This is a genomic window from Delftia sp. Lp-1 (genome assembly GCF_020523835.1).
Lineage (GTDB): Bacteria > Pseudomonadota > Gammaproteobacteria > Burkholderiales > Burkholderiaceae_C > Comamonas > Comamonas acidovorans.
Genome location: NZ_JAJALJ010000001.1, coordinates 3,068,785 through 3,084,874 on the forward strand (window position 1 = coordinate 3,068,785; position 16,090 = coordinate 3,084,874).

At 52.4% G+C, this 16,090-nt stretch carries 17 protein-coding genes; 12 read left to right on the forward strand and 5 right to left on the reverse strand.

What is annotated here, in order from left to right:
* Positions 1 to 538 precede the first annotated feature (538 nt).
* The 9 genes from LGR64_RS13735 (at position 539) to LGR64_RS13775 (ending at position 6,849) form a co-directional block, all read left to right on the forward strand.
* Positions 539 to 1,627 (forward strand): replication initiation factor domain-containing protein, encoded by a 1,089-nt coding sequence (locus tag LGR64_RS13735; protein ID WP_230355768.1) that lies wholly within the window; start codon positions 539 to 541, stop codon positions 1,625 to 1,627.
* Positions 1,628 to 1,648: 21 nt separating this feature from the next.
* Positions 1,649 to 1,960, forward strand: a complete 312-nt coding sequence (locus LGR64_RS13740; protein WP_027015531.1) for a hypothetical protein — start codon at positions 1,649 to 1,651, stop codon at positions 1,958 to 1,960.
* A 1-nt stretch (position 1,961) separates the two neighbouring features.
* The gene (locus tag LGR64_RS13745; RefSeq protein WP_230355770.1) at positions 1,962 to 2,180 is read left to right on the forward strand and encodes a hypothetical protein; all 219 of its coding nucleotides are present in this window, start codon (positions 1,962 to 1,964) and stop codon (positions 2,178 to 2,180) included.
* Positions 2,177 to 2,434 (forward strand): hypothetical protein, encoded by a 258-nt coding sequence (locus tag LGR64_RS13750; RefSeq protein WP_230355772.1) that lies wholly within the window; start codon positions 2,177 to 2,179, stop codon positions 2,432 to 2,434. Before LGR64_RS13745 ends, LGR64_RS13750 begins: the two co-directional genes overlap by 4 nt.
* 55 nt (positions 2,435 to 2,489) lie before the next feature.
* A complete protein-coding gene (locus LGR64_RS13755) occupies positions 2,490 to 2,726 on the forward strand; it encodes a hypothetical protein (RefSeq protein ID WP_230355773.1) in 237 nt (78 codons plus the stop codon).
* Between the two features lie 150 nt (positions 2,727 to 2,876).
* Positions 2,877 to 4,202 carry a hypothetical protein gene (locus LGR64_RS13760; protein ID WP_230355775.1) on the forward strand — a complete coding sequence of 442 codons (1,326 nt, stop codon included), beginning with the start codon at positions 2,877 to 2,879 and terminating at the stop codon, positions 4,200 to 4,202.
* An 11-nt stretch (positions 4,203 to 4,213) separates the two neighbouring features.
* The gene (locus tag LGR64_RS13765; RefSeq protein ID WP_230355777.1) at positions 4,214 to 4,501 is read left to right on the forward strand and encodes a DUF2523 family protein; all 288 of its coding nucleotides are present in this window, start codon (positions 4,214 to 4,216) and stop codon (positions 4,499 to 4,501) included.
* A 3-nt stretch (positions 4,502 to 4,504) separates the two neighbouring features.
* Positions 4,505 to 5,551, forward strand: coding sequence for a zonular occludens toxin family protein (locus LGR64_RS13770; RefSeq protein ID WP_230355779.1), 1,047 nt, complete (start codon positions 4,505 to 4,507; stop codon positions 5,549 to 5,551).
* Positions 5,548 to 6,849: a type II secretion system protein GspD gene (locus LGR64_RS13775; protein ID WP_230355781.1), complete on the forward strand. Its 1,302-nt coding sequence runs from the start codon at positions 5,548 to 5,550 to the stop codon at positions 6,847 to 6,849. The genes LGR64_RS13770 and LGR64_RS13775 overlap by 4 nt, the downstream gene beginning before the upstream one ends.
* A 28-nt stretch (positions 6,850 to 6,877) precedes the next feature.
* Here LGR64_RS13775 and LGR64_RS13780 read toward each other — a convergent pair whose 3' ends face one another.
* Complete coding sequence (locus LGR64_RS13780) at positions 6,878 to 7,132, reverse strand: hypothetical protein (RefSeq protein ID WP_230355783.1); 255 nt, start codon at positions 7,130 to 7,132, stop codon at positions 6,878 to 6,880.
* Between the two features lie 467 nt (positions 7,133 to 7,599).
* Between LGR64_RS13780 and LGR64_RS13785 the strand changes: the two genes are divergently transcribed.
* Positions 7,600 to 9,159: a GmrSD restriction endonuclease domain-containing protein gene (locus tag LGR64_RS13785; protein WP_230355785.1), complete on the forward strand. Its 1,560-nt coding sequence runs from the start codon at positions 7,600 to 7,602 to the stop codon at positions 9,157 to 9,159.
* 698 nt (positions 9,160 to 9,857) lie between these two features.
* On the opposite strand, the gene LGR64_RS13790 is transcribed toward LGR64_RS13785, so the two are convergent.
* The 3 genes from LGR64_RS13790 to LGR64_RS13800 form a co-directional block, all read right to left on the reverse strand.
* Positions 9,858 to 10,823, reverse strand: a complete 966-nt coding sequence (locus LGR64_RS13790; RefSeq protein WP_230355787.1) for a tyrosine-type recombinase/integrase — start codon at positions 10,821 to 10,823, stop codon at positions 9,858 to 9,860.
* A 510-nt stretch (positions 10,824 to 11,333) separates the two neighbouring features.
* Entirely contained in the window at positions 11,334 to 11,606 is a 273-nt protein-coding gene (locus tag LGR64_RS13795; RefSeq protein WP_034398421.1) for a hypothetical protein, read from the reverse strand.
* Positions 11,607 to 12,030: 424 nt separating this feature from the next.
* Positions 12,031 to 12,729, reverse strand: coding sequence for an SOS response-associated peptidase family protein (locus LGR64_RS13800; protein WP_230355789.1), 699 nt, complete (start codon positions 12,727 to 12,729; stop codon positions 12,031 to 12,033).
* A gap of 551 nt (positions 12,730 to 13,280) precedes the next feature.
* On the opposite strand from LGR64_RS13800, the gene LGR64_RS13805 reads away from it, so the two are divergent.
* Positions 13,281 to 14,390 carry an Ig-like domain-containing protein gene (locus tag LGR64_RS13805; protein WP_230355792.1) on the forward strand — a complete coding sequence of 370 codons (1,110 nt, stop codon included), beginning with the start codon at positions 13,281 to 13,283 and terminating at the stop codon, positions 14,388 to 14,390.
* Positions 14,391 to 14,482: 92 nt separating this feature from the next.
* Here the strand turns inward: LGR64_RS13805 and LGR64_RS28635 are convergent, their stop codons facing one another.
* Positions 14,483 to 14,608 (reverse strand): hypothetical protein, encoded by a 126-nt coding sequence (locus LGR64_RS28635; RefSeq protein ID WP_311770687.1) that lies wholly within the window; start codon positions 14,606 to 14,608, stop codon positions 14,483 to 14,485.
* 462 nt (positions 14,609 to 15,070) lie between these two features.
* Here LGR64_RS28635 and LGR64_RS13815 point away from each other — a divergent pair, with 462 nt between their 5' ends.
* Positions 15,071 to 16,054, forward strand: coding sequence for a hypothetical protein (locus tag LGR64_RS13815; protein ID WP_141833218.1), 984 nt, complete (start codon positions 15,071 to 15,073; stop codon positions 16,052 to 16,054).
* The last annotated feature ends 36 nt before the right edge of the window (positions 16,055 to 16,090 follow it).

A 16,090-nucleotide genomic window follows, 5' to 3' on the forward strand; every position in this document is an offset into this window, starting at 1 on the left:
ATACGAAGCGATGCGTCTCGCAAGCCGGCCTCCCTACCCCCGATATGCCGCCTGCCAGGAACGAAGCGCCTGCTGTGGCGGCAACAGGACGTTGATGCTTGGCTTGCGCAGTTCATCGCTAACGGCAACACGCAGATAGAAGGCGTGAGCATCAAGCACATCGACAGCGCTCCAGTGGCTAAGCGCCGAGGTCGACCATCGAAGGTGGTCCAAGTTACTAGAGCGAGGCAGCGCGCCAGTGGCGCTATGCAGCCGCCTGAAGTGCATCACTGAGCGGAGAACCGCGAATGCCAAAGCTTTTTCCCCGCAAAGCGGGTCGGCGGCCCGACAAAGCGGAAGTGCAGCTTGATTTTTGGCCTGTCTTGCGCACCCGCTCCATGGTTGCACTGGCACGTCTGCGCGCCGGTATGCAGCCCCATCCAGCAGCGGCGGCCGCGATGCAGGAGAAGCGTCCCGGTGCCCGCCCGCAGCTCCGCGAGGACGGCCACCGGGGCGCTTCCCGCCGCGTATCCCCCTCGAGTAACACGGGGATGAACAAATGACGAAGGGCTACACGACTGACGAGCGCTTGGTACTGGAAGGGAAGAAGGTCAAGCTCATGTGTGCCCAGCGCGCAGTGGAAGCTAACGCAGGGGTGTTCGTTGATTATTTTCGCTGCACGGTTCAACGCGAAGCCCTTTTCGCAGCGCAGATCCCAAGCAAGGGCGAGCTGATCGTTGATGGCTTACAACTTGATAGCGAGATCGTTCAGGACTTGGCTGTGCATTTCGCCAAGTTGCTGGGCTTTATGCCTGGCGAAGCACGGCCAGGCAGGGACTACTACGAGCACTCGTACACCATCATCAACGAGCACGGTAAGGAAGTGGCCAGTGTCAGCGGTGGTGGTGTCAGCCAGCGCGGCACCTTCTGCTTCACAGTGAAGGGCGAGGGCTGCACCTTTGGGCAAGAGGGCTGGGAGCGGCGCCTGTATGACTTCTTCCTACCCTTGCAAGGCAAGGTGACTCGGATCGACTTAGCCCGCGACTTCTTCAACGGTGAATACGGTTTCGATGCCGCCTACGAGGCCTACGAGAACAACGAATTCTCTTACCGCGGACGCAAACCATCGTTCGATGACGCAGGTAGCAAAAAGGGCTTTGCTTCAACCTTCTATGTCGGGAAGCGCGACAGCGGAAAAATGTTTCGCGGCTACGACAAAGGCCACCAGTTCAAGCTGCTAGACGATCCTTGGTGGCGTGCAGAAGTCGAGTTCCGGTCGCAGAACCGCATTCTCGAACTGGAGATGTTGATTCGTCCGGAGAGATTCTTTGCGGGTGCCTACGGCTTCACCGCTCGAATTCTGGAAAACGTCGAGCCTTTGCACATTCCTACTTTGCAGAAGGTAGCTGAGGCCAGCGTGGAACGCACGGTCCGCTGGTTCGAGCGTACGGTCGCGCCCTCGCTGGTGCACCTCTCCTTGGCCGCTGGCTTTGATTGGCTAATGGACATTGCAGAAGACCAGGCCTACCGCCCCCTGCCCCGATCCCTGCACGGCCTCTCGCCCGAGGCCATGTGCGCAGGCATCCGCAAATCCCTGCATCGCTTTTCTTCAACGCCTCCCGAACCGGCCGGGCTGGCGACTGCTTAACGCCGGATTCAAGGAAACACCATGAAATTCACCTCCCGCATCACCGTGCAAGGCATCAAGGGCAGCAAGGGACAGTTGGAAAGCGGCCAGTCCTACGACAGCACCAAGATCTACGTGCAGACCGCGCTGGACGACAGCAAAGGCATGGGCAAAGGCTTTGCCACTGCCGAATACAACTTCGGCACCAGCGACGAATACCACAAGTACAAGCACCTGCCGTTTCCCATCGACTGCGAAGCCGAACTTGAAATTGTCACCAACGGCAAGACACAAAAGACCCAGATCGTCAGCCTGCGCCCGCTGGAAATGACCAAGCCAGCCAAGGGAGCCTGACATGGACTGCCGCCCTTGCTGGTACGTCCAGTCAATTGATGACGGTGCCTTTCTTGCGCCGGATGGCGAGGGCGGTGTCGTGACCCAGAGCCTGCTGGTGAATGCGGTGCCCTTTGAATCCCGCGAAGCAGCTGTGCATGCCGCTGTCGATCACTTCGATGGCCGTGCCTCGCTGATCCAGCTTTATCAACCGCTGAGCTGCGAAGAGTTTGTGCAGTGAGCCAGGTCTATCTCCTCTATTGCGAAACGCCGCACGGAATCGCGGCAGGCACCGCGCCTAGTCAGTGCCCGGATGCCTATCGCAAAGAGGTGGCGACCGACCTGCAAGCGCTTCAACAGCTCGGCAGTGCCGTTCCTCAACTTAACCCTGCTGATGTAGCTCAGGCGTTCGGCATCGGCTTCGGTGTCGTCGTGCTGTTCTTCCTCGTCGGCCGGGGAGTTGGCGAAGTTTTGCGGCTCATCCGTCACGGATGACGCCCACCGCCGAGCGGGCGGTTCCCGCTCAAACCAACCCTAGAAAGGACTTCATATGAAGAAGCAATTCAACACCAAGACCGCCGTTGCAGCGGCGGTGACGACCGCCCTGGTGCTGGCCAGCGGTACCGCTGCAGCCGAGGGCGCAGGTATCGACCTGACGCCTATCACGGGTGCCTTCAAGGCATCGGATGTGGTAACTGCTGTGCTGGCCGTGGCCGGCGTTCTGGCAGCCATCTACGCGACCATGACGGCAGCCAAGATGGCCCTGCGCTGGATTCGTGGCGGCTAACCGGCCAATCACGCATTGAGTGAACCGGGCGGGCCTGATCACCCCGCTCGTTTGCTTTCAGCGCATGGAGTTTTCGATGACATCGCTTTGGTATCTGTTCGTTTTTGCCTGGGGCATCGTCTGCGCTTGGGCTCTCATCAAGGGGCTGGAATGAAATTCTTCAAATCCTGGCTGATCATAAAGCTCTGCCTCCTGCTGATCATCCCGATCTCTGCGTGGCCCCAAGCGCTTCCAAAACCGCAACCCGAACGCGTCAACCGCGCAGTCTCTGGTGTCTTGCAGGAGTCCATGCGCGCCCGAGGCTTTGCTGCAAATGACCCGCGGTTTGGAAATACGCTTGCTCGTATTTCTCCGCACTTGTCAGCAGTTGCTGGCACCTCCGCTGCAGCAGTAACAGTGGGAACTGTCACTGCCCCAGCCTGGGCAAGCGTAGCGTTGGCAGTGGGGATCGGTGCAGTTATCACCTATGCAGTGAATCTGGGCATTGACGCACTTGTGAACTGGATTTTTGGCGATACCACAATTGATGAATCAGGCGCTGGTCTATCCCCTTCTTCTGTACCAGGAACTATTATCGAGGGAGACGTCTGGTGTACCAATCAAGGTGGGGGCGGTTGCTCCTCTTCTCCAGAAGCGATGGCTCGTCATGCGGCTTCCAAATTGGGTGAAGCGCCTGCATCTGGCACCTATGAGAACGCCAGTCTCTACAAACTTAAAACGGCATCTGGCTTGATTATTTGGGTCAACAAGCAGATTGGCTCCCTCGTCTGTCCCGGCGGGCATTTCTACACGGGGAACGTATGCTTGCCATTAGTGTTCCCTGCGGATCAAGGACGCACAGGCTTGACACCTGGTGAAGCAATTGAAGGCATTCCTGAAAGTGACCTTCATAAGCAGCTCAACCCAGCAATTATTGCAGCCATTGCGAACGAGGCATGGCGGCAAGCTGCCTCGCAGCCTGGCTACGACGGCCTGCCATACCCACAATCAAATCCAATTACTGGCACGGAAGCGGCACCCTGGGCGCAGGCCAATCCACCTTACTGGCCTACCATTGAAGATTTCGTGCGCCCCAATCCTGCGACTCCGGCAAACCCCTATCCATGGGGACTACCGCACAACCCAACCTCCCCGACGCCAACTCCAGTATCTCCTCCCAACACTGGGACAACCAATCCAGCGGAGGGCAATCCACAAGCGAATCTTGGACCCGATCCTGGCATCGGTGCCCCAACGCTGGAGCCCATCCCAACTGCACGGCAAATCGCAAATCCTATTCTTCAACTAGCGCCTGACCTTCGGACATTCCAAGCAAGCGGCAAAGCGGGCGTCTGCCCCAGACCAACCATCGAGCTGTATGGCTCGCATGTGCTAGACGCGCACTGCAAGCTGATTGATGACAACAAAGCCGTATTGCAAATGGCAATGGCGTTCGCATGGGCTGCGCTGGCTTTGTTCATCGTATTGTCGGCATGAGGAGGTGAACAATGTTTGGCATTCTTCTCTCTGCCTTCAACTCCGTCCTGGCTTGGGTATTCCGCTCGCTGCTGGTTAAGTTTGCGTTGTTCTTCGCGCTGTACTTCATCACCAGCGAATTCGTTGGCTTTATCGGCGTCTTGCTGCCCAATGCCAGCTCCATCACTGGCACGCTGTCAGGCATCACGGCGGGCACATGGTTCTTTCTCGATGCGTTCCAGCTCCCCATGGGCATCTCTGCCCTGGTGTCGGCCTACGCCACGCGCTTCATCATTCGCCGCATGCCGGTGATCGGATAAGCCATGCCCATCAACACCTACACAGGCCTGATGGGCTCGGGCAAATCCTATGAATGCGTTTCTTCGGTGATCGTGCCCGCTGTCAAGGCGGGCCGCCGCGTGGTCACCAACGTGGATGGAATAGACAGCGATGCCATCAGGGCCTACTGTCATGACAAGTTCGGCATCACCATGGATCGGCTTGGTGAAGTGGTGCATTGCACCAATGATGATGTGCCTAAAGTCAGCTTCTTGCCGCACGGCCAAGACGTGGAAACCTTCTGCAAGCCCGGCGACATCATTTGCATTGACGAGGCTTGGCGCTTTTGGGGTACGGATTGCAAGCTGTTGCCCGAGCACAAGGTGTTCTTCCGTGAGCATCGGCATTTCGTGCACCCCGACACCAAGGTTTCTTGTGACCTCGTGCTGATGGTACAGGACATTACCGACTTGCACCGCACATTGCGCGTAGTGGTCGAGGTCACCTTTCGCACTACCAAGATCAAGACCCTGGGTTGGCAAAAAACCTACCGCGTCGAGATGTGGGAAGGCTACAAGCTCACAATCAAGGGGCGCGTCTCGGTCGAGAACAAGCGCTATGACCCGGAGATCTTCCCGCTATACAGCAGCTACACGGGCGGTACTGGCAAAGAGCTGCAAGTGGACAGCCGCCAGAACGTGCTGCGCAGCCCTAAGCTGTGGCTCATTGCGGTGGGCGTGGTGGTGATGTTCAGCGGGGGCTTGTACACCATCCTGAGCTTCTTCAATGGCTCTCGTGCCAAGGCCAGCGATGCGAATATCAAGAGCCCATCAACCGCCTCCATCCCTGCTCCAAACGCCCCAACTGGCGTGGCAGTGGCACGCAATAGCATCTCCAACACATGGCGCTTGGTGGGCACGTTCCAGGCCCAGGGCAAACAGTTCGTCGTCGTCGAAAACCAAGAAGGTCGCATGCGACTGGAACACCCATCAGCCTTCGTGCAAGCCGGAGCCGCAATGGTTGGAGAGGTCGATGGTCAACGCACCACCATCTGGAGTGGTCCACAGCCTACGACAGGAGGCAAGCCATGAAACGCATGCGTTCATATGTCGCAATCGCGGGCCTGACGTCTGCCATGATGATGACGGCTCACGCGGCCAACCTCTCAGCCAGCTTTGACCTGCAATCCGCCAACGTTGCCCAGGTGCTGCAGCTCCTCTATGGTGAGGCACTGAGCACACCCTATGTGCTCGACCCGGAGGTCCTGGGCGATACGCGTATGGTGTCCTTTCGCTACAAGCATGGTCAAGGTGACCTGCAAGCCTTTCTTGATAGCTTTCTGGAAAGCCTGGGCTATGTGGTGGAGCGCAAAGGTGGCGTGGACTTTGTACGCAAGCGCAAGGTTGAAGAAACAGCGCCACCCGAGACCCGCATACACGTGTATCGACCACAGTATCGGGATGTAGCTTATCTGGCCCGTGTGCTGGCACCGCTGTTCAAAGGCTCGTTCTCGGTGAATCGCAGCATTCGAGCCTCAAACCAGTCGATGCCTGACGGACACGTGCCCACCGGCTCCGCTGCGGCGATGATTGATCAGGACGCTGACGTACTATTGTTTTCTGGTCTACAGCCAGAGATAGAGAAGCTGCAAGAGCTGCTGCCCCAAGTCGATGTGGCCACGGGCGAGGTACTGGTGCGAGGCGTAGTCTACGAAGTCAATCGCACCGATAAAACTGGGTCGGCTTTTGGGCTACTGGCGAACCTCCTTGGCGGCAAGCTCAACCTTGGGCTTGGTTCAGCTGCGAGCAACCTGGGCAACTTCATCCAACTCAAGAACACTGCGCTTGACGCCGTGTACTCCATGCTGGAAACAGATAGCCGCTTTAAGGTGATTTCTTCGCCTTCGCTGCGTATCCAGTCCGGCGCGCGCGGTGTGTTCTCAGTCGGCCAAGAAGTGCCCGTGTTGGGCGCGCTGTCGTTCCCTCAAGGGGCCGGCCAAGCTGTGCAGTCGGTCGAATACCGCAGCTCAGGCGTGATCTTCGACATTCGGCCAACGGTACGGGATGCGGTGATTGATCTGGCTATCAACCAACAGCTATCTGATTTCATCAAAACGACCACCGGGGTGAACAACAGCCCGACCCTGACCAAGCGTGAGCTCAAGACGACCGTTGGTCTGCAAGATGGCGATGTGATCGTGTTGGGCGGCCTGGCCGAAAACAAGACCTCCAGCACCCACGATGGCCTGGCCTTTCTGCCTAGCTTTCTACACACCCGCGGACACGAAGAATCGGGAGCAGAGATCCTCTTGGTGCTCCAAGTCATAAAGTTGCAAGGCCACACCGACGCGGAAGGGAAAAGCTTGGCTGAGCAGCTATCTGACTCATGAGGCTTGATGACCAGCCGCTCAGTCAAGCTCACTTGGAGTCTATCTTCTTACCTTCTGCAGCCTTTAAGACATGCTCGGGAATTGCAAATTCCGTCCCTAGTTCGGCCTCAGTTTGGATAACACGTGGGGGGTTCGCTGGAGTGAAGTAAGTGGGAAAAACAAACTTGCTAGCGTGCGCCTTCGCTGTCTCTGCAACCCCTTCCGCGACGGCCTCGCTCATAATTTTATTCATGCGACCACTCAGCATCATGCTCTGAAAGGCCTTGGTAGTTTTATTTTTCATCCTCGAGCTCCAAAGTGACTTTTCTGACCGTTATAGGGTGACAGCGGAGAGTAAGACGTTCTGCAGCTGTAATTGCTTATCGTTCCTGCCGATCCTCCTGCATACTAAGGAGCATGAGGAATCGAAGGCAGACGTGCTAGCAGTGCTAGCCGTTGAGAGGCTAAAGTCTAGTACTTCAAGTGTCAACATCCGCAAAGGATAGGAGGCAGACACGTGGCAACCGACAACAGAGCGACATCCCGTGCCTCCAATCATCTGTGCTGCGCAAGTTCCGCAGGCACCACCGACAGCGATTGAGCGGAGGTGACCAGCGCTTGCTGCGACGCTAGCTGGCTGCCCGTCGTTTTTGACTCATTGTTCCACCCAACGAGTGAAATTTCGCCCGCAATCTGCGATACTGGCACAACTTGACAAGTATGACATTTCATTACCTGCGTTTCACACATTCATAAAATAAGGATCAACAAATGGTTAAAAGAGTTATTTTAGATGCAATGATTCCTAGAGAAGATTTTGCAATAACTGAAGAAACATTTGACCTAGATCTTTTCAGAGACTTCCCCATTAGCAATCTTAATACCGACAGCTCAATTCTTCGCCTACTTCGGAAACCAGATTTTCAAAGAGAAACAAATCAATGGAGTCCTGATCAAATAGCCACATTCATTGCGAGTTTTCTGGACAATGAAGTCATTCCTTCTCTAATTCTTTGGAAATCCCCAAAATATGTATTTGTGATTGATGGCGGCCATCGATTAAGCGCCTTGAGAGCATGGATGGAAGATGATTATGGTGACAACGCCATATCTGCATCCTTCTTTAAAACCGGGATTTCAAATGACCAAAAGACTATTGCCCGGCGCACTCGTCAGCTTGTAGAAGAGAAGGTAGGTAAATTCTCATACCTAAAAGGCCTGGTTGGTCAGGACAGAGCCATTGATCCAAAGGGCGTGACTAGGGCTTCGAGAATGGTAACTAGAGCGCTAAACCTTCAATGGATCCAAGGCAATGCAGATGCAGCAGAAACCTCTTTCTTTAAAATTAATTCACAAGGCACCCCTCTTGATGAAACAGAAGAGTTGCTCATAAAGAACCGAAAAAAACCTATTTCAATCGCTGCAAGAGCAATTTTACGGGCTGGAACTGGCCACAAATATTGGTCCTCATTTACACCAGAAATACAGGAAAAAATTGTTGCAATGGCCGAGAGTTTCAATGAGCTACTCTTTAAGCCAGAAGCATCTAGCCCAATAAGGACGCTGGACGTTCCGATTGGAGGGGCAGTGTCTCCAGTAGATGCCCTCGCTCTTTTAATTGAATTTCTCTTGATAACTAGTGGAAATCCCAAAAACCCAATCTCGATAAAGGATTTCCCCGATGATCAAGATGGGCAAGCAACCATCAAGATTTTGCAGCGCTCAGCCACGGTTTTGGCACGCATCACCGGCAACTCTCCTGGTAGCTTAGGACTACATCCCGCTATATATTTCTATAACGAAAAAGGAAAATACAACAGATTTCTTTTCCTTGGCGTATGCCACTTAATAAGTGAGAAATTGGCAGACAATGATCAGCTTTTCTTCAAGAAATTTACAAACTCAAGGAAACACATAGAAGACTATTTGTTGAAAAATAAATCAATAATAGGTTTAGCCTTACAGAACATGAGCAAATCCAGTCGAATTAAGCGAATGGCGATGCTTTTTAAGATGATGATAGATAAAGGAGAAGGCATATTCGAAATGAAGTTCGACGATGTTCTACGCACCCTGGGACTAACCGGAAAAATCCTCGAAGTTACCGGCTCAAGTCAACATCCCGTCTCATTCAATGACGATACAAAATCAGCAATCTTCATTGAAACCGCATTAACAAGCGCGCTTAAATGCCCCATTTGCGAGGGTTACATTATTCCTGGAAAATCTGTCTCATACGATCACATCGAACGTGTTAAAGATGGAGGGAGAGGTTCAGTTGCCAACGGGCAGATGACACATCCATACTGCAACACAGGGATGAAAAATTAAATAAAACCATAATTAACATCGATTAAAGAATAGACTAGAAATTAACATTCTTTCAAAAATGCAATATTTAATTTAACTTCGACATGGTTATTTTAATTTGAATTTATATAAATATTATGCCAATTTTATACTAGTCGCTTCGCTAAATCTTCCGACTTAAGATGATAATAAAGCACTAGTATCCGCGGCTGTAGTTACCCTTCGTTAGCTAATGCATGAAAAATATCCATACCAATCGATTTTTCGCCTCATGTCGAAGATCATGAAAACTCAATAAACTAGAAGGTACTCTTCCTCCTATATGCCTTGATCCTGGCAATTGACCATATACAAAATATGCGCCCATCTCACTGCTATCAAATGCTCTTGTGACCGCTTCAGTCCGAATAGAAAAAAACCATGCCTCTCTCGGCATCACGGTATTCTCGCAGGTTACGAAGAGAATTGACCGCATTGGTGATAGCAGCACCTCCCTGTAGCTGCAGCTCTTCGTTGCTGGCAAATGCATAACACGCTGCGAAAAATCAAATTGGTGCACTCTAAGGTGCCGCCCGCTTTGCTAAGGAAAGCTGAGGCGACAACTATCCTGACATAGAGCGTTTCTTACTTACTTACTTTCTTTCTTTCTTCATTTCTTACCGCTGTTTCTTTCTTTCGTCATTTTTTATTTTTAATTTATAAATCAGCAGCGTCAAATGCTAAGCAAGCCTTTTTGCCAGATTCTCCGCTTTCGGATGGTAGTAGCGCATTAACATTCTTGGATCTTTGTGTCCAGTTATTCTTGTTAATTCATGCATTGGGAATATTTCCGCCAATCTAGAGGTTGCCTCATGTCGAAGGTCGTGAAAATGTAGATCGACTAGAAATCGCTCATCCGGTGTTGTTTCCTGCTCCTTGCAGCCTTTTACATATTGAATTCGGGCACGTTTCACAGCTCTGTCAAATGCTCTCGTAACTGCATCTGCGCGAAGATTGCAAACTCGCCCTTTCATAGCTTCACTGCGTTCTTGCAGTATGCGAAGTACCTCGACTGCCTTGGACGACAGAGGAACGTCTCTGGGGCTGCCGTTCTTGGTTGCAGGCAGGTGCGCAACACGCCGCACCAAATCCACATACTCCCAACACAAGCTTACGATTTCACTACGCCGCATGGCCGTCTCTACCGCCAGGACAATGATCGTCGGTAGCAGGGCTGAGTTGCTAGCTGCGATCACGCAGTCCAGTTCCTCGCTGGGTGTTGAACGCTGTGCGTTTGTCTTATTCACCTCTCCTGCCAAGGTCGTAATGCGACGTGTCCGAGCATTGCTGACGCTGGGCTTGCGCACGGCCGATACCGGATTGGCCAAGCTTTCCATGCCCCACTCCTTGCGTGTCACGCTGAACACATGCGACAGCACGGCCATATGGCGAACGACGGAGGCCGGGGCATAGTGCTGGAGCCATTCATCACGCAGCGCCGCAATGTCCACACCTCGAATCGAGGCCAGGGGACGCAAGGCCAGCGGCAATGCAATCAGCATCCTGATCGTGGATGCCTCGCGGGTGGCGCTTTTCTTTGCAGGGACAATTTCAGCCAGGTAGCGCTCGAGTGCTTCGTGCAGCGAGGTGGATTCGGCCTCGCTGCGGCTCAGCCACACCCCGCGCGACATTTCCGATTCGATCATGTTGGCCCAGGCTTCCGCCTCGGCTTTGGTGTTGAAGGTTTTGCTTTGTGCCGGATAGCCCCGGCGTCGGATCTGTGCTTCCCATTGGTAGGGACACGCTTACGAATTGTTGCCATACCTCAACTTTCAAGAAAGGTGTGGCATTATTGTGGCATCAATCACATAATGAATTTTAAATCATTGATTTTATTGAAGTTGATTTTGCATTCGTAATGAGAAGGTCGAGGGTTCGATTCCTTTCTCCGGCACCAAAAACATAGCATCCATGCGGGTTCCGCAAGGATTCTGGGGGGAAATTGGGGAAACTCAATTTCCCTTTTTGTTTTGCAGCTGCCAAAGCATACCTGAGCCTCGGCAGCTCAAGCCCCCTGTTCAGCCGATGGCGCTTGCAGCTGGCTCGCCCGCAGCGGCGCTTCTTCCTCAGGCCTCTCCGTACCCTCACCAGCACACCAAGTGCCTTCAACTTGCTCGGATTTCAGATCCGACCAAGACAGTTCGGGCTGCGCCCCCCTACCCGCCGAACTGCGAATGCAGGCTCACTAGCCGCTGCGCCAGCGTCTCGGCGTCGTGGCGCATGGCATAGAGCGACGTGGTGCCGATGGAGACATGGCCGTACCAGATGTGGAATCCCTCTAGTCGCAGCAAGTTGCCAACGGAGCAACCATCTCGGATTGCACCGGAGAGAGTTGCCGCCTGGAACTCGAAGAGCTCGACATTTCCATGCAAGATCCGGTCCGTATAGCAACCGGAAACCTGCATATCTATGTGCAGCGTGTAGATCATGGCTTGACGGCCTTGCATAAGCTCCTGATACCGGACGCGGAGTGATCTTTATCTTCCCACTCAGTCTTTTAACAAAAAATATGCGCAGCAAATCTTGACGAGATGCGGTACGGCAATTTCAATAGAAATCCGCTACGGTGTGATAAATTTTGCAGCAACGACAGAAATCGCAACTCCAAAGGAAAAAGCTAAGATATTAAAAGATTCTGTTATTTTTTTCTTCATAACAATACAGTATGTCCAGAATATAATCATGAAAAATGAGAAGCAAATTAATTGTATTGCAATGAATAGCAGAATCTCATAAATATTTAATTCCATGCTCTCACCATTTTCAACAATATTACCAAGCCTAATTTATAGCTGATTTCTGCACGAGAAAAAACTTGATTAATTACCACGCGATTGGATAGCAAGCACCAAATTAACCACCTGCCTTTAATGCGCGCAACTGCTCAAGAGGCAACAGAGCTTCTTCGTCTGGGTTTTCTGCCCCGCTCTTCAACGCACCCGTCATGGGCAACTTAATCAATGAATCTGCTTGGGACGGAGTGCAATGCAGCCAAGCATCCCAGTCTTGGCGCTCCAGAACTATCACACACCTCTTTTCTCTGCCAGGCCTATGCATGAGAGAGAGAATTGGGTGCGCGCTGGCATCTTGTGTAATCACCGTATAGTTCGGCACCTTTTCTCCGCTCCCCGGATCTATCCATTCACTATACAGCCCCGCCAACATTGCAGGCTTTCCATCGGAACGTCGGAACATCCAGTTAATACTACGTCCAGATAACCCAGAGTAATTCTCGATCCAGCTGCTCACTGGAATAAGACACCTTCGACCCGCATGCCAAGACGGGCCAAAGATGTAATCATTGCTCAACGTTTCTCTGAACGCTTTTTCCGTTGACATAGGGGAACCATCCAAATTTAAAGGACGCCTGCTTAGCGACGTCGTTGGAATCAACCCCCATTGCCCAACTTCTAAGCATTCACATGCTTTAATATATGGACCGCATGCCAATGGAACTATATATACACCCCACCCCTTTTTAGGGGCAGGTCCTTGCAGCGGATAGAGTTCGTCAATATCAGAAATATCGGGAGAGCTATATCTATTACCCATGCCGAGAGCCTCTTGAATAGCTATACAGGACTTCACAGAGCGGAATTCGCAAGCTTACGAAACAAGCATTCGCTTGGAAACAAACCCATCCTGTTTTGCTTAAGCAAAATGCTCAATTTTGCGTTATCGATAGGCAATTCTCATCATGCCCTACAGCTATCGAAAAGTAACATCTCATGCCAAAAATTAACATTTTTTTATAAAGTCATCCTGCGTTGCAGATCCAACTTCGGCACTGCAAGAGCTGTCACCCCAAAACTGACCTGCAATTAACACAAAAATCCATGTTGCATCCATTTCTCACAACAACTACAGGGAATTTAGATGTAGGTATTAACCCTTAAAAATCATTTACCGAGACGCTTTTTCGTTAATCGTTGCTGGATTGTTTGAACCTGCTCTCGGCCTCTTACATACCGCTAGCTAGTAGTGGGCAAAGGCTAAGTGCACCAAAATCCTCTTGACAAACTTTCACAAAAACCCTTATTGATAATAAGAATGATTTCCATCACGCTCCCCTTCTTCATAAATACCCTCTATGGACGATCAACATGCGTTTTGGAATACCGACACTAAAAGAATTGGCCTTTCTGGTGATTTTTTCTTGGGTCACGAGCAGCCAGGCGGCGACATTTTCAACCTTCATCGACGACCAAGACGGTTTCCTGTCTGCCATTGGTTCAGGGACATTCGCTACCCATGAGGATTTCAGCTCCTCTGTAAACCTGAAGCCCATAGGAAGCGCAGGAAATCCGGATATTTGGAATGGCTTCACTGTAGAAGCTTACGGCCCCAATACAAGCACTGCTTGGTCTCCTTCAAAATATTGTCAAGCCTTAAATTCGGGATCAGGAGCAGGAGACTTCTCGAAAGAATGTCTATTTTGGAACTCCGGAGCACCAGCAGTTCCCGGAATATATGCTGCAGTTAATATAGACAACGGCATCTCCTTCAAACTAGCCAACTCAGCAATTGCCGCTTTCAGCTTCGATTTTGTCGACTGGAACGATTTGTTTGAGAGATCTAATCTTCAAATTTTTGCAAGCGATGGCACTAGCGCAATAGTTTCTGATGCCACAAACGTTTTTGATTCCCCACCTCAGAAATTCGGAGTGACTTTGTCTCCTTCTGATATTGCGGCTGGTCTCTTCATAAAAGAGATTCGCTGGGTGGGCCTTGATTCAACGGGTGAAGTTGTCGGCTTCTACAACTTCCAGACTTACACCAATCCAAAAATCCAGAACAATCTGCCGATCGCCAATCCGGACAAATACTCTATACCTAACTCGCCCACCATACTAAATATTTTGGCGAACGATACTGACGCAGATTCGGATACTTTGCAAATCACCAGCATTAATGGAAATCCAATTACTCGCGGTACTCCATCAAACATTTTGATAACAGGCGGAAGCATCGGAGTCTCGGCAGTAGGAGAAATCACTTTTTCCCCCTCTGGCAATACTACAGATCCTATCTCATTTCAGTATGAGATTTCTGATAGCCGAGGTGGAACAGCGACTGGCAATGTTACCCTTACAAACATAGCTCCTCCTAAACCGACAATCACTGCAGTACCAACTATTGGTGAACTTGGATTAGTCGCTTTGTCTTCGATAATCGCCTTTTTTTCATTGTTACTCCGACGCAAAGCCAAATAAATCAAGAGGGCCGCTGCCGATAAGATTCTCTAAAGTTGTCAGTTCCTCTACTGTACTGACTTCTGCGTTGGGACTACACGCGTCATCAGGGTTCACACGGAGGCGGTAAGCGCGGCCAGCAGCCGCACCTCGTACTCCTCGCGGCGGTCGATCTCGGCCAGGGCGGCGCGCAGCAGCTCCAAGGGATTGGCATCGTCGGCCAGGGCCTCGGTCGGCATGGCGGGCCGGCCCGGGATCGGCTCGCGGCACTCCACAGGCACTGGCGCCTTGACGGCCTGGACCTCGACCCCCAGGCACGGAACCGCAGCCAGCCAGCGCCAGCACGCCAAGCAGCAGAACGACGCGCATCGTGGCTTGGTCCTCCCCTTCAGCCAGTCCGCGTCCAAGGCCTGCAGGCTCTCGCAGTCGTCGCCGACAGCGTGTAGTCGGCGCCAGTTCACCCGTCTCGGGGTCGATTCACTCGCTGTAGAGGCCTGCCAACGCGGCAGGCGCGCCTGTCCCGTCCCTATTCGCGAACGGACAGTCAATTTCTGCCAGACCCAGAGTCAATAGCCATGCAATCCCTGCGCCTAATATTTACTGGCCGCCCACGCGAATGCGCCGGAAGGAATGACTTTCCGGCATGTCTGCGGTCGGCCTGGGAATCTCCCGCTCCTTACCTACCATTTCAAAAGGGCACTATGTCTCAACTGCCACAAGCCACTCCTTGCGCCACGCAGGTCATTAATATGTACGCGGATGACTCCAATGGAGAGACGCTGTACAACACATGGCCTGCAAGGAAATACGAAGGGAAATGGCTTCAAGTCACGCTGCTGGACCAGGCCAAGCGAGATGCCGGCTACGTGCCCAATTGCAGAATCAATGCCAGCATCGATGTCTATCGCAGCACGGCGCTGAACAAGTGCTTCGTCCTCGTGAACATGGATGGCAGCCACGCTGCCGCATCGAAGAATGGCAAGATGTTCACCGATAAGTATGTGAGCACCCTTTCGCTGCACGAGGACACCAGGGTGAAGGGGCTGTTCCTGCGCGAGGTCCAGGTGGAAATCGATGTCGAAGGCATTTCGCGCAGCGAGTACGAAAAGGCGCTCCAAGGCAAGCCGGGCAAGGGCGTTCGGTTCGACATATGCAAGGACACCCCGGGGTCTACGCTCGAGGACGGCACCGTCAGCAGCTCCATTGCGTACAACATCAATCCGGGCGTGGATCCTTCGGGGCCGTCGCTCAGCGGCGGCGTCAGCATCACCAGCAGCTTTTCCAAGACCATCAAGGATATTTCCATCAACAATCTCAGCGATGGAAAATTCGTGAGGCATGTCTATCGGTTGACCAAGACGGACTCCGCGGTTTTCAACAAGGATGACGATCTTGTGGACAAGGGGCCGGATGCCATGGCAAGAGGTTTTCCGATCCGCGACTTCTCATCGGTGGCCTCCGCCAACTGGGACATCCTGTCGCAGGCGCTTTTCGTATGCGATACGAGCGATATTTTCCAGATCGGCGTCGGGTTGAGGATTACAAGCAAGTCCGGCCTGATCATTTCGCACACCAATCTGTTTGATGCCGATTGCAAGGTCTATGACTTCGATTTTGGTGCATACCAGGGCGTCAGTGTGCGCCTTTCCCAGGACACAGAACTGGATGCGGGCGTGCGCAAGTGAAGGAAAACGTCAGCGGAATTCTGGAAATCGTCTACC